Genomic DNA, 13,135 nt, shown 5'->3' with positions numbered 1-13,135 from the left:
CTGCACCCCCCCCTTCCCACTCCCCCGCCCACCGGCCCCAGTCCCCGATCCGCCGGTCCCAGTTCCGGCCCCGGCGGCGCCAGTTCCGCTCCCTGGCCCACCGCTCCCAGTCCCCGGCCCGTTCCCGAGTCCGCCGCTGGCCCCCGGACCACTCCCCGGCCCACCAGAATCCTTGCCCGGCCCGCGATAAGACCTCTCATGCGATGCGGTCTTGCTCTTGGCGTGATCGCCACCGGAGTCGATCTTGAGGTTCTGCCCGTCGAACCCGGAAACCTGACCGTAATTGCTGTTCAGGCCCTGGCCGTTGGTCTTGGCCTGATCCGCGTACTTCTGATACCGCTCAACGTTGTGATTCGCCGCCGCGTTGTATTCGTTGATCTGCTTCTCGGTGTCCGTGTCCCAGGGAGTCCCCTGGTCCCAAAGATTCTTGTGCGGAGGCACCGGAGGCATCGTCTGCAGCGCGATTTTCATGTCGTTGTAGCCGTGCGTCGTGTCGACCAGCTTCTGCCCATTGACGACATAAGCCTGCGCAGAGGTAGACGACGCATCAGACAATGGCCTGAGCCGAGCCCGAGCCGCATCCGCGCCGTCGCCGGTCCAGACAGATTCCAGCATGGTGGTGATCTGCTGCGCGTCGTCGCTGTTCTGATGGTGCTCCTGGATCATCTTCTGAACCGTAGAACTGCCACTGTCCCACGATGATGTCCCCGGACCCTGCTGAACCTGCTGCACAATGGCGGGTGCCGGAACGGCTTGATCGCCGAGATTCCCGTGGTAGAGGTCGGAAAACCACCCGCCAGCATCCTTGAGCCGATCGTTAACCCAATCATCCGCGTCGCTGATGCGGTCGCCAATCCAGTTGGCTCCGTCGCCGATGAAGTCGAAAAACCCCATCGGTCACGCACCCGCCTTCTGCTTCAGGTTGGTGACCACCATGTCGGCAACGATCCCCGCCACATCACACGGGTCTTTCTTGCCGACCTGCGAATCGCCAAGCGTGACTGAAGCATCAATTGTTTTCTGGTCGCTGATCCCCACGCTGACCTGACAGAATGACTTCACCGTTGCTTCTTGCTTAAAGGTCGAGTGGGCCACGGCCGGAAACCCTTGCACAGGGGGCAGTTGACGCCACAATGTTGCCTGCGGCTTGCTGTTCGCATAGACCGCACTGAGTCCGTCGGAAAGCTTAGTAGCGTACAAGACGGTCGCCAATGCACCAGTCTCCTCGTTCGGCCACTGGCATTCCGAGCCGAGCGAGGGCTCGTCCTTGTGCGTGCCTTGCCGCTTCTGGCCCAGAAGGCTCCCCACTTGGTCTGGAGTAAGCGCGCTATCGCACGGATGCGTCGACAACACCGATGCGGGCAATGGATGTTCCACCTTCGGCGCACCCCCGTACGGCAATGTCTTCCCCGGTGCAGACGACTGCGCCGCGGAAGACGCGGAACCAGCTGGCTGCCCAGGCGTCGAACCTCCAGAACATCCTGCCGCGAGCACGGCCACCGCCACGCCAGCAACCGACATCGAGAACCGCGCCTTCATCCGAGGAGCCCCTTACCCTGGTCGCTGTTGCCCGCGGTCTTCACGTCCGCAGCCGCCTGGCTATCCGATTCGCCGACAATGCCCAACGCTTTCTCAAGGCGGCCAATCAGTTCCGTCATGTACTGATACATCGCATCCAGCGAATCCTTGCCGTTCCCGAAAGTCTTTACAGCCTGTTGATTGAACCCAATGCTGCCCGGGTCCGCAGCTGGCGGAGTAAGTCGCGTCAACGCTTCCGCATCCGGCAGCATCACCCGCGTATTGTTCCGGAGCCGCTTCGCTCGCTCAAGCAGTGAACGCGCTTCATCGGAACTCAAGGTGAACCCAGCACCGGCGTTCGTGGCAGATGCGACGGCAGCAGCGTCCGACACCCCTTTGGCCACGTTCATCGCCGCGCCCACGACGGTGATCGGCAGCCCGGTCAGCCACCCCGTCGTTTCTATCGCTTTCCGTGGGTCGTTCTCAGCCATGCCCGCCCTCCCGTGCACCGCGCACCGCCTCTCGACCAGGCAACCAGTCCCGAGGCCCCTCCGGCTGTCACTGTAACCAACTGCTCACAGCGGGGTGGCGGAAACAGGCAAACTCACCCCACTGTGCACCGGGCTGAACGGGGCAAACCGTCGCGCCATCTGCGACGCGGACGAACCTTGGTTGGTCACGCGCCCGCTTTTTGCTTCAGGTTTCGCGACTACTCTGTCGGTGATCCGATCAGGAATGTCACGAGGTGCCGCCTTGCCGACCTTTGCCTGGCCAAGGGTGATCGAAACGTCGACAGTACGCATTGGGCCTTTCGGCGCTGTAGGTCGAGCGCGCGACAGCAGGCAATCACTGCATCGGAGGAGGCGGTTGTCGCACTGCGAAGCGCGGCTTCGTATTCACGTAGACCTCGCTCAAACCGTCAGATGTCTTCGTACCGCACAAGACAGTCGGAATCACGCCAGCGTCGTTATTGACCCAATGACACTGCGCGCCAATCACATCCATGTCAGCGTGCTCGCCCAGCGGGGTTTGATTCAGAATGCCGCACAATCGCCGACGTCGGCACCGCCTGATCGCCTAGATTGCCGTGGTGAAGGCGGAGAACCAGCCGCCGGCGTCTCTGAGCCGGTCGTTGACCCAGTTGTCCGCGTCGTCGATCCGGTCACCGATCCACTTGGTGCCCTCGCCGATGAAATCGAAGAATCCCATCGATCACGCACCAGCCTTCTGCTTCAGGTTGGTGACGACCATGTCCGCCACCTGGGCAGTGACGTCGCACGGATCCGGCCCGCCGACCTTCGACTGGCCAAGCGTGACCGAAACATCAACGTCATGCTGATCACTGATTCCAACGCTGATCTGACAGAATTCCTTCGCAGTATCCTTGCTCAAATTGGAGTGAGCAACTGCCGGAAATCCCTGAATGGGCGGAAGCTCACGCCACACCGTGGACTGCGGCTTCGAATTCGCGTAAACGGCGCTCAAACCGTCCGAGACCTTCGTGACGTACATGACTGTAGCGACTGCACCGGCATCGCTGTTGAGCCAATGGCACTGCGGACCAAGAGAAGGCTCGTCATCATGCTTTCCTTGCGGCTTCTGCACAAGAATCTTGCCCACCTGGTCCGGGGTGAGCGCGTTATCGCATGGATGGCCCGACAGCACTGACGCGGGGAGCGGATTCTCCACCTTGGGGGCGCCTGCGTACGGCAAAGTCTTCCCAGGTGCCGACGAAGGCGCAGAAGCACTGGCTGTGCCGGGGGTGGAATTGGGCGCCGAGCCACCCGAGCACGCCGCGACCGAAGCGGTCACCGCGACCACACCGGCAGCCACAAGAAACATCCGAGCCCTCATACTGCAAGTCCCCCGCTCTGGCCGCCGTTGCCCACAGCCTTCACATCTCCAGCCGCCTGGCCGTCCGACTCGCTGACAATGCCTAACGCCTTCTCGAGGCGAGCAATAAGTTCCACCATGTACTTGTGCATGGTGTCGTTCGCGTCCTTGCCGTCCGCGAAGGTCTTGACCACCTGCTGGTTGAACCCCATGCTGCCCGGGTCTTGCGCCGGCGGGGTGAGCTGCGTCAACGACACGGTTTTCGGTCGCATCATTGCCAGGTTGTCGCGAAGTCGCTTCGCCCGCTCGAGCAGCGAGCGTGCTTCATCAGGACTCAGCGTGAAGCCAGCCCCCGAGTTCACGGCGGATGCCACCGCGGCCGCATCCGACACTCCCTTGGCCACGTTCATCGCCGTGCCCACCACCGTGATCGGCAGCCCAGTCAGCCAACCTGCTGTCTCCAGAGCTTTCCCTGGGTCGTTATCAGCCATGCCCGTCCCCCTCTGCCTCGCGGCCCCAGCTCCTGGCCAGGGCAACCAGTCCCGAGATCCCTCAGCCATGACTGTAACCAACTGCTCACAGTGGGGTGATCAGAACCGCTCAACTCACCCCTCCCTGCCACAGGACTGAGGAAGCCTGGGGGCCAGCAAGATCGCGAATGTCAACGCGTCGCCGATGCCTACGCCCACAAAGCCGCGCGAATCATGCTCCAATGCCCTCGCCTCTCCCGACTCAACTGTAGTCAGTCACGCGTCTGGAGGCGGCCAGTTCGATCATAAGAAGAGCCCCACCACCCGATCTGGGTAGTGGGGCTCCCCAGGGAACCCGTCGAGGACTCAGCCCTTCAGCAGGGCCCGCGCCATCACGACCTTCTGGATTTGGTTCGTGCCTTCATAGATCTGCGTAATCTTCGCGTCGCGCATCATGCGTTCCACCGGGAAGTCACGCGTGTAACCTGCTCCGCCGAACAGTTGCACGGCATCCGTCGTCACGGACATGGCCACGTCGGACGCGTAGGCCTTCGCTGCGGACGCGGTGAAGCTGGCTCGCTTGTCTCCGCGCTCCGAGGACGCGGCGGAGGCGTACACCAGGTGGCGGGCGGCTTCGATTTTCGTTCCCATGTCGGCCAGCATGAACTGGATTCCTTGGAAATCCGCGATTGCCTTGCCGAACTGTTTGCGTTCCTTGACGTACGCGACGGCCGCGTCAAGGGCGCCCTGTGCGATTCCCAGGGCTTGCGCGCCGATGGTCGGGCGGGTGTGGTCCAAGGTGCGCAGCGCAGTCTTCAGGCCGGTGCCTGGTTCGCCGATGATGCGGTCTGCGGAGATGGTGCAGTTTTCGAAGTAGATCTCGCGGGTCGGGGAGCCCTTGATGCCCAGTTTCTTTTCCTTCGGGCCCACCGAGAAGCCTGGGTCGTCCTTGTGCACGACGAATGCGGAAATGCCGTTGGCCTTCTTTTCGGCATTCGGGTCGGTTACCGCCATTACCGTGTACCAGGACGACTCGCCGGCGTTGGTGATCCAGCACTTGGTTCCGTTGAGGACCCAGTGGTCACCGTCCAGGCGGGCGCGGGTGCGCATGGACGCGGTGTCCGACCCTGCCTCTCGTTCGGACAGTGCGTACGACGCCGATGCTTCGCCCGAGGCGATGGACGGGAGGACGAGCTTCTTCAGGTCTTCCGAGCCGGACAGGATGATCGGTTGCGTGCCCAGTTTGTTGACTGCCGGGATCAGCGATGCGGACGCGTCGACGCGGGCGACTTCTTCGATCACGATGCAGGCGCCGATGGCGTCGGCGCCCTGGCCGTCGTACTCCTCGCCGATGTGGACGGCGTTGAAGCCCGCTTTGACGAGCGCTTGGTTGGCCTCGACCGGGTAGCGCTCCTGTTCGTCGACCTCCGCCGCGTACGGCGCGATCTCCTTTTCGGCTAGAGCCCGGACCGCGGCGCGCAGTTCCTCGTGCTCTTCGGCCAGCTGATACAGGCCCTCGGCCACCTTCAGTCACCTCTTCTGCAGCGAAACGGGAGGAAGTCCCCCGATGTTAGCCCGCGTTCACTCCGAACGCGGCGGCTCGCTGCTTGTGTCCTCGGCCTCACCGTTCGTATGGTCAAGCGATGGCTGCCACTGCGTCGACCCCGCCGCCCGGATTGCCCGCATCTCTTGACTATCCCGAGGTGCCGATAGGTTCGGTGCTCGCCGGTGCCGCGACGCGCTACGGCGACCGCGTCGCGTTCGCTATGGGCGACGACCGGCTCACGTTCGCGCAGGCCTGGCAAGCCGCCTGCCAGTTCGCGCAGGCGTTGCTCGCCCGCGGCATCGGACGGGGCGATGTCGTCGCCGTGCATCTCCCGAACTGTCTCGCGTATCCGATCGCCTACCACGGCATCCTGCTGGCGGGGGCGACGTTCAGTCCGACGAACCCGCTGCTCCCGCCGGATGATCTCGCCTTTCAGCTGACTGACTGCGGGGCTGCGGCCGTGGTGACCTTCGGGCCGGTGGCGGGCACGCTCGCGGCAGTCGCGGACCGGATTCCGGCGCGGCTCACGATCGTCGTCTCGCCTGCCGGCGAGCTTGGCGAGGGGAGCGTGGAGTTCCGCGAGTTCTTCGCTGACCAGCCTGCGACCAGGCCGGACGTGGCGATCGAGGTGGACCACGACCTCGCTCATCTCGCCTACACGGGCGGCACGACCGGGCGGTCCAAGGGCGTCGAACTCACCCATCGCAACGTCGTCACGAACACGCTGCAGCACACCTGCTGGTCGACCGGCTCCGTACCGGCGCTCGACGCGAACGGCGACCTGACGATCGACCAGATCGGCAGCCCGGACGAATGGCCGACGCGGCTTGGCACCGGCACCGCGATCAACCTGACGCCGTGGTTCCACGCGATGGGCGTGATCGCGGGGCTCAACGGTCCACTGCTGGGCGGCGGGACGACCGTGCTGCATGCTCGGTTCGATCCGGCCGCGTACGTCGCGGACGCGGAACGGCTGCAGGTCACGACCATCGGCGGCGCACCCGCGCTGTTCGCCGCACTGCTGGCGACGCCTGCGTTCCACACCGCCGATCTGTCCTCGGTGCGCAACATCGGCTCCGGTGCGGCACCGATGAGCCACGAGATGATCCGCGCGCTGCACCAGCGGTTCCCTGACGTCGTGATCGCCGAGGGATACGGGCTCACCGAGGTGACAATGGGGGCGGTGGTCTCGCCGAGTTACCGGTCCGGGGTGCGCAAGGTCGGATCGGTCGGCGGGCCGATCTTCGACACTGAGGTCAAGCTCGTCGCGGACGGGAGCGAGGAGCCGTTGCCGCCCGGGGAAGAGGGCGAGGTGTGCTTGCGCGGGCCGCAGGTGATGCGCGGCTATCGGAACCGTCCGGAAGAGACCGCGGCCGCGCTGGTCGACGGATGGCTGCACACCGGCGACATCGGCGTTCTCGACGAGGACGGCTATCTGTCCATTGTGGATCGCAAGAAAGACATGCTGCTGTACAAGGGGTACAACGTCTTCCCGCGCGAGCTGGAGGAGCTGCTGAGCGCGTCGCCGGGCGTGCTGTCCGCGGCGGTGGTCGGACGGCCGAGTCCGGAGGTCGGCGAGCTGCCGGTGGCGTTCGTGGTGCGGCGGCCCGATTCCTCAGTGGACGCCGAGCAGCTGATGGCGGCGGTGAACGAGAAGGTGCTGCCGTACAAACGCTTGCGGGAACTGCATTTCGTGGCGGAGATCCCGGTGTCGGCGGCGGGCAAGGTGTTGAAGCGCGAACTGCGGAAGCAGCTGCCCGACCCGGCTTGAGCTGGCGGTGAGTGCGGATGCCGGGACGGAACCGGCATCCGCGCTCACGCGAGCTACTTGCCTGCTTTTTCGCGGAGCTTGACGTCCTTCTCGAGCACCAGCTGCTCCAGGTCCTCCTGGAACTGCGTCAGTTTCGCCTGCAGCTGCAGGTCTGCGGCGGCCAGGATGCGGACCGCGAGGAGACCGGCGTTGCGCGCCCCGCCGACGGACACGGTCGCGACCGGGATGCCCGCCGGCATCTGCACGATCGACAGCAGCGAGTCCATGCCGTCCAGGTACTTCAGCGGAACCGGCACGCCGATCACCGGCAGCACCGTCGCCGACGCGACCATGCCCGGCAGGTGCGCGGCGCCGCCCGCGCCCGCGATGATCGTGCGGATGCCCCGGTCGGCAGCGGACTTCGCGTAGTCCAGCATCCGCTGCGGGGTGCGGTGTGCCGAGTAGACACCGACCTCGTACTCGACGCCGAACTCGTCCAGCGCTTGCCCCGCGGCCTCCATCACCGGCCAGTCGGAGTCGCTGCCCATGATCACGCCCACCTGCGGCGCCATTGTGTTCCCCTTCAGTGGATCTCGTAGCCGTCGAGCCAGACGGCGTGGGACAGCCAGTGCGCGGACAGCAGCGCGCGGTCGCGCAGGTCGTCCATGCGGTCGCCGATGAAGTTGACGTGCCCGAGCTTGCGGCCGGGCCGGTCCTGCTTGCCGTAGAGGTGGATCTTCACCTCGGGGAACCGCGCGAACAGGTGGTGCACGCGCTCGTCCGGGCTCATCTGCGGCGACACGTCCGCACCGAGCACGTTCGCCATCACGCACGCCGGCGCGATCAGGTCGGTGCGGCCGAGCGGGTAGTCCAGGACACCGCGCAGGTGCTGCTCGAACTGCGATGTCCGCGAACCGTCCATGGTCCAGTGCCCGGAGTTGTGCGGGCGCATGGCCAGCTCGTTGACCAGCAGGCCGGTCTCGGTCTCGAACAACTCGACCGCGAGCAGCCCGGTGACGTCGAGCGTCGACGCGATGCGCAGGGCCAGCTCCTGCGCCTCGTGCACGCGCGATTCCGCCAGCCCCGGCGCCGGGGCAAGGACCTCGGTGTTGATGCCGTTCGTCTGCACGGTCTCGACCACCGGATACGCCGCACCCTGGCCGAACGGCGAACGCGCGACCAGCGCGGACAGCTCGCGCTTCATCGCGACCTTCTCCTCGACCAGCAGCTCGGTGCCGGCTTCGAGGAGTTCGGGAACGGTCTCGCGGGCCTGCTGTGCGGTGTCGAGCATCCAGACACCCCGGCCGTCGTATCCGCCGCGCGCCGCCTTCAGCACCACCGGCCAGCCGTGCTCGTCGCCGAAGTTCACCACGTCGTCCACAGTGGACACTTCGGCGAAGGCGGGACCAGGCACGCCGAGCCCGGCCATCATCTCGCGCATCACGAGCTTGTTCTGCGCGAACCCGAGCGCGGTGGGCGCGGGCCGGACGACGAAGCCCTCGGTGGCGAGGGTGAGCAGGTGCTCGCCGGGCACATGCTCGTGGTCGAAGGTGACCACGTCGACCTGACGGGCGAAGTCGATCAGCGCGTCGAGGTCGGTGTGGTGGCCGAGCACGACGTCGCTGGCCACGAGGGCCGCCGCGTCGCCCTCGTCGGCCGCCAGCACCTTCAGCGACTGGCCGAGGGAAATCGCCGCCTGCTGCGTCATGCGGGCGAGCTGCCCGCCGCCCACCATGCCGACGATGGGAAGACCGGTTCGTTTGTCCATAACGCCGCCAAGGTTACTGGGCGAGAATCGGCGGACCACCGGCGACCTGCGGCGGAGGCGACGGGATTACCGGGGGTGCGGAACGACGGGAACCACCCCGGCGACACCCGGGTGCCGAAACCCCGCCCCAGGCCGTCCTGCTGCAGCAGGATGGCCGGATGGAATCCGTCACCCTCCCGCGTCCGGTTCTCCACGCCCTTCGCCAAGCCAGCCTCCCCGGCGTGGCCACCGGGATGCTCACCGGCGAAACCCGGCCGCTGGCCTTTCCCCAGGGCTTCGGCGACGTGCTCGCCTGGCTCTGGACCACCGACTCGAACTCAGCCGTCATCTACCTCGCCGAGCTGATGAAGCAGCTTCGCGAACGGCACCCGCTCGCGAAGACCGTCACGCCGCCCTTCCAGTTCGACGAGTTGCTCGCCGCGGCCCGCGCTTGTCTTCCGGACGACTTCGCACACGCCGATCTCCTCATCCAGCACACGCGCACCGCGCTGGGCGACTTCTACGGCGGTTCGGCGGAGTAACAGGGCTCACTATTCGATTGATCTGTCCGGACCGCACGGATCAGAACGATGGCCGTGCCCGTCCGCGAGCCAGGCTCCGGACGGCCGCGTAACCACCGCGATCCAGACAGTAACCGCGACCACCGACAAAAACCGCCAGCAAGCCCCTGACCAGCTCAAAGAGACTATGAAGACTCCACGGACTCCCGCTGCGCCCGATTGCGAGCACGCCGCTGCAGCCCCCACCGGACCACCAACGCGACCGCCAGCACCACCGGCATCAGGATGTACGCGTCGCCGAGAATGTTCTGCCACACCTTCCAATGCAGCTCGACATTCCGGCCGTTCGGCAAGATCAGCAGCACGCAGCTGACGAACACGAACGCCACCAGGAACGTGCCCAGCCACCGTTTCCACGCAGTCGCCGGGGTGGTTTTCGGCAGCCTGGACACCAGGAGCACGACCAGCGGCGCGACCCAGACCCAGTGGTGCGTCCAGGAAATCGGCGAGATCAGCAGGATCCAGAACGCCGTGACGAGCAGCGCGGCCAGCGCCTGTCCGCGGCGGTGGAAGCGGAACATCAGCCACAGCGCCGGAACAGCGAGCACCAGGCCGATCACGGTCGCCGCGCTGGACGCCCACGGAGCGAGGTCGGTGGCGCGGTTCATCAGCGCGTTCAGCGACTGGTTGCCCGCCCAGTGCACCGGCCCGATCCGGCCGGTGTCGGGCAGCGTCTTGGTCCAGTATTTCCACGAATCGTGCGGGTTGATCAGGAACAGCAGCGCCTGCATTCCGACGAAAGTCGCCAATCCGCGCAACGCGTCTTTCCAGCGGCCGGTGATCAGCAGGTGGCCGAGAAAGACGATCGGCGTCAGCTTGATCGCGGCCGCGAGCCCGACGAGCACGCCGCCCCAGCGGCTGCCGCGCGCGCCGATGACGAGCATGTCCAGCAGGACCATCGCCATCAGGATCAGGTTGATCTGGCCGAGGAAGATCGTCCGCCACACCGGTTCGAGGCCGAGGAAGACCAGGAAGAACACGATGGTCGACCGGGCCGGCGAAGCCCACCAGCGGGGGCCGTCGGCGGCCGGGCGGGGCAACGCGCCGATCGCGATTCGCACCGACAGCGCGAGCGCGCCGAGCGACACCACGGTGAGGAAACCCCAGGCCACCTGCACCGGCACGAGCGCGAGCGGCGCGAACAGCAACGCCGCGGTCGGCGGGTAGGTGAACGGCAGCAGCGCCCAGCCCGGTTCGGTGGGCAGCGTGTTCCCGTCGTACAGGTTGTCCCCGCGCAACAGTTGCAGCGCACCGGCCCGGTACACCGCGCTGTCCACGCCGAGGTTCCAGTCGTGCGTCCAGCCCCAGAACCCGACCGCGATCGCCAGCAGCGGGAACACCGCGAGGATGAGCATCGAACGCGGGCGCACGGACAACCGTGCCAGAGATCGGCGCAGAGCCAGCCGGGGCTGCCCGGATCGATTCACCGGAGCGTCGCCGTCGGCAGCGGAGGGTACGGTCCTGGTCACTACACCAGGAAAGCACGACTGCGGGAACGCTGGTCAGGAAGGGTGACCCGGGCTCAGCTGTGCGCCAATTCCGTCAGCAGTTCACACGCCCGGTCGTGCGTCCCGGGCAATCGCACGGCCGACACGAGCGGACGGGCGACGTCGCGCAACTGCGGATCCACTGAAAGGCGTTCGTTGAGCGCCCTTCGCAGCGCGACCCCGCGCGTGGCCAGGCGTTCGTTGCGTTCGGCCAGCACCGCGACCGCGGACGGGCCGATCGTCGCGTAGCACTCGCCGGTGTCGAACACGGCCCGGACGGCGTCCGCGGCGAGGATCATCGCCGTCAGCCGAGGCCAGCCGGACACCGCCGTCAAATCCAGCGACACGGTGAGCAGCACATTCGCTTCGTTGACGCCGCCGCGGTAGATCTCGCCGAGCCGCGTCCGCAGGTACGCCGCGGACGGCAGGCCGGTGAGCGGATCGGTGACCTCGGTGTGCACGAGCTGGTCGGTGGCGACGTCTGCCCAGGCCAGCGCGGTCACGCGGAGCAGCCGGGCCGGAGTGGCGTCGACATCCGGCGAGACGAATCCGTCGATCGCGTCCGGGTCGGCGAGCACCGCGTGCAGGGCGGCCAGGTCGGACAGCGTCTCCGACAGCCCCGCTCCCGCCGCGGCCCGCGCCCGGCCCAGTCCGGCCAGCGCGTTTTCCGCGCCGGTCGAGCCGTGCCGCACTACTGCCGCGCACACCGCGTCGACTTCGGGCAGTGCCCAGTCGCTCGGGAAACGCCAGCCGGCCGCGAGGCTGGCTGTTCGCCAGCGAGCCCGCAAAGCCCGCAAATGGCGGTCCCGCTCGAACCTCGCACGCGTCTCGTCCCCCGACGAGTCGCCTGCGGAGCCGAACCGCGCCCCGGTCGCCGGTACGTCCACCGAACCCCCAGCTCCTTCCGGTTCCTGTCGATCTTGTTCCCCAATCACGGAGGGGACGCGGCGGGACTCCCCTCGTGACGCGTTTTCCCCGATCTTTTTCGCCTAATCGCCAGACGAGAAGGTGAACTTGCTGCGCCTACCGAGGCATCTGTCGGACCACGGCGTGACGAGTGTCGCCGCATCCGTCACACTTGGTGTGCGTTGTAAGGAGTAAGCGCGTGGAGTCCGCCGCGCGCGCAGCCTTAAAGGAGCCCCGTGTCCACCGTTCCCGCCGATCTCTCCGGTAAGAGTGACGCCGAGCTGATCGCAGAGGTGCGCGCGGGAAAGATCGCGTCCTACGGTCCGCTCTACGAGCGACACAGCGGAGCCGCGCACAACCTCGCCCGCCAGCTCGCGCGGTCCAGCTCGGAGGCCGACGACCTCGTGTCGGAGGCGTTCTCGAAGGTTTTGGACACGCTGCGTGGCGGGAAGGGCCCGGACAGCGCCTTCCGTGCGTACCTGCTTACCGCGCTGCGTCACACTGCGTATGACAAGACCCGCCGCGACCGCCGAATCGACCTCAACGAGGACATGAGCGACGTCGGCGGCACCGCTGGCGAAGCGCTCACCGTGCAGTTCTCCGACACCGCGGTCGCCGGCCTCGAACGCACGATGGCCGCGAAGGCGTTCGCGCGGTTGCCGGAACGCTGGCAGGCAGTGCTGTGGCACACCGAAATCGAACAGCAGAGCCCGGCCGAGGTCGCGCCGCTGCTCGGGTTGACCGCGAACGGCGTGTCCGCGCTCGCGTACCGCGCCCGGGAAGGGCTCCGCCAAGCGTATCTGCAGGTCCACCTGCAGGAAAACGGTGCGGACCGCTGCCTCGCGACGGCCGAGCGGCTCGGTGCCTGGACGCGCGACGGGCTGTCCAAGCGCGAACGCTCGCAGGTGGAAAACCACCTCGACGAATGCGACGAATGCCGGATGCTGGCGGCCGAACTGGCCGACGTCAACGGCAGCCTGCGCGCGATCATCGCCCCGATCGTCCTGGGCGGCGCCGCTCTCGGCTACCTGGCCACGATCGGTGCGGCCAAGGCGAGCGCGGCTACTGCCGGTGCCGCCGCGGTCGGTGCCGGTGCGGCTGCGGCAGGCGGAGCCAAGGCGGGTGCGGCGGCAGCTGCGTCCGCGCCGCGGCAGTTCGCCGGAGTCGCCCTGTCCGGGGCCGCGATGGTGGCCGCGGTCGCGGTCGCGCTGGCTGCCGGTGGCGGGACACAGACCATTCCGGCTGCTCAGCAGGCACCCGCTCCCCCGGCCGCCGCGCCCGCGCCCGCACCTGCGCC

At 66.8% G+C, this 13,135-nt stretch carries 14 protein-coding genes and 1 pseudogene; 3 read left to right on the top strand and 12 right to left on the bottom strand.

Going from position 1 to position 13,135, the window contains the following annotated elements:
* The 8 genes and pseudogenes from D0D37_RS43305 to D0D37_RS43280 form a co-directional block, all read right to left on the bottom strand.
* Positions 1 to 894: pseudogene (locus D0D37_RS43305) on the bottom strand (hypothetical protein); the annotation flags it as partial.
* A 3-nt stretch (positions 895 to 897) separates the two neighbouring features.
* Positions 898 to 1,521, bottom strand: coding sequence for a DUF3558 domain-containing protein (locus D0D37_RS43300; RefSeq protein WP_116206374.1), 624 nt, complete (start codon positions 1,519 to 1,521; stop codon positions 898 to 900).
* Positions 1,522 to 1,535: 14 nt separating this feature from the next.
* Entirely contained in the window at positions 1,536 to 2,009 is a 474-nt protein-coding gene (locus D0D37_RS43295; RefSeq protein WP_116206372.1) for a hypothetical protein, read from the bottom strand.
* Between the two features lie 84 nt (positions 2,010 to 2,093).
* Positions 2,094 to 2,321, bottom strand: coding sequence for a hypothetical protein (locus D0D37_RS47030; RefSeq protein WP_162834764.1), 228 nt, complete (start codon positions 2,319 to 2,321; stop codon positions 2,094 to 2,096).
* Positions 2,322 to 2,595: 274 nt separating this feature from the next.
* A complete protein-coding gene (locus D0D37_RS48585; protein WP_279630365.1) occupies positions 2,596 to 2,727 on the bottom strand; it encodes a hypothetical protein in 132 nt (43 codons plus the stop codon).
* A 3-nt stretch (positions 2,728 to 2,730) separates the two neighbouring features.
* The gene (locus D0D37_RS43290) at positions 2,731 to 3,360 is read right to left on the bottom strand and encodes a DUF3558 domain-containing protein (protein ID WP_116206371.1); all 630 of its coding nucleotides are present in this window, start codon (positions 3,358 to 3,360) and stop codon (positions 2,731 to 2,733) included.
* Between the two features lie 8 nt (positions 3,361 to 3,368).
* Positions 3,369 to 3,842 (bottom strand): hypothetical protein, encoded by a 474-nt coding sequence (locus D0D37_RS43285; RefSeq protein WP_116206370.1) that lies wholly within the window; start codon positions 3,840 to 3,842, stop codon positions 3,369 to 3,371.
* A gap of 345 nt (positions 3,843 to 4,187) precedes the next feature.
* Positions 4,188 to 5,345 carry an acyl-CoA dehydrogenase family protein gene (locus D0D37_RS43280; protein WP_116206369.1) on the bottom strand — a complete coding sequence of 386 codons (1,158 nt, stop codon included), beginning with the start codon at positions 5,343 to 5,345 and terminating at the stop codon, positions 4,188 to 4,190.
* Between the two features lie 119 nt (positions 5,346 to 5,464).
* Between D0D37_RS43280 and D0D37_RS43275 the strand changes: the two genes are divergently transcribed.
* Positions 5,465 to 7,138, top strand: coding sequence for a class I adenylate-forming enzyme family protein (locus D0D37_RS43275; RefSeq protein WP_116206368.1), 1,674 nt, complete (start codon positions 5,465 to 5,467; stop codon positions 7,136 to 7,138).
* A 53-nt stretch (positions 7,139 to 7,191) separates the two neighbouring features.
* Here D0D37_RS43275 and purE read toward each other — a convergent pair whose 3' ends face one another.
* Both purE and D0D37_RS43265 read right to left on the bottom strand, forming a co-directional pair.
* Positions 7,192 to 7,689: a 5-(carboxyamino)imidazole ribonucleotide mutase gene (gene purE / locus D0D37_RS43270; protein ID WP_116206367.1), complete on the bottom strand. Its 498-nt coding sequence runs from the start codon at positions 7,687 to 7,689 to the stop codon at positions 7,192 to 7,194.
* A gap of 11 nt (positions 7,690 to 7,700) precedes the next feature.
* The gene (locus D0D37_RS43265; RefSeq protein WP_116206366.1) at positions 7,701 to 8,885 is read right to left on the bottom strand and encodes a 5-(carboxyamino)imidazole ribonucleotide synthase; all 1,185 of its coding nucleotides are present in this window, start codon (positions 8,883 to 8,885) and stop codon (positions 7,701 to 7,703) included.
* 158 nt (positions 8,886 to 9,043) lie between these two features.
* Between D0D37_RS43265 and D0D37_RS43260 the strand changes: the two genes are divergently transcribed.
* Positions 9,044 to 9,406: a hypothetical protein gene (locus tag D0D37_RS43260; protein ID WP_116206365.1), complete on the top strand. Its 363-nt coding sequence runs from the start codon at positions 9,044 to 9,046 to the stop codon at positions 9,404 to 9,406.
* 164 nt (positions 9,407 to 9,570) lie between these two features.
* Here the strand turns inward: D0D37_RS43260 and D0D37_RS43255 are convergent, their stop codons facing one another.
* On the bottom strand, positions 9,571 to 10,914 hold the full coding sequence (locus D0D37_RS43255) for a glycosyltransferase 87 family protein (protein ID WP_116206364.1): 1,344 nt from the start codon (positions 10,912 to 10,914) through the stop codon (positions 9,571 to 9,573).
* A 53-nt stretch (positions 10,915 to 10,967) separates the two neighbouring features.
* A complete protein-coding gene (locus D0D37_RS43250) occupies positions 10,968 to 11,819 on the bottom strand; it encodes a hypothetical protein (protein WP_162834763.1) in 852 nt (283 codons plus the stop codon).
* Between the two features lie 255 nt (positions 11,820 to 12,074).
* Between D0D37_RS43250 and D0D37_RS43245 the strand changes: the two genes are divergently transcribed.
* On the top strand, positions 12,075 to 13,135 hold a 1,061-nt coding region (locus D0D37_RS43245; RefSeq protein ID WP_116206363.1), incomplete at its 3' end, for a sigma-70 family RNA polymerase sigma factor.

Origin of the sequence: Amycolatopsis circi (genome assembly GCF_003385235.1) — a bacterium.
In the GTDB taxonomy this organism is placed as follows: domain Bacteria; phylum Actinomycetota; class Actinomycetes; order Mycobacteriales; family Pseudonocardiaceae; genus Amycolatopsis; species Amycolatopsis circi.
The sequence above is the reverse complement of the archived record's forward strand: the minus strand, read 5'-3'. Positions and strand labels throughout refer to the sequence as shown.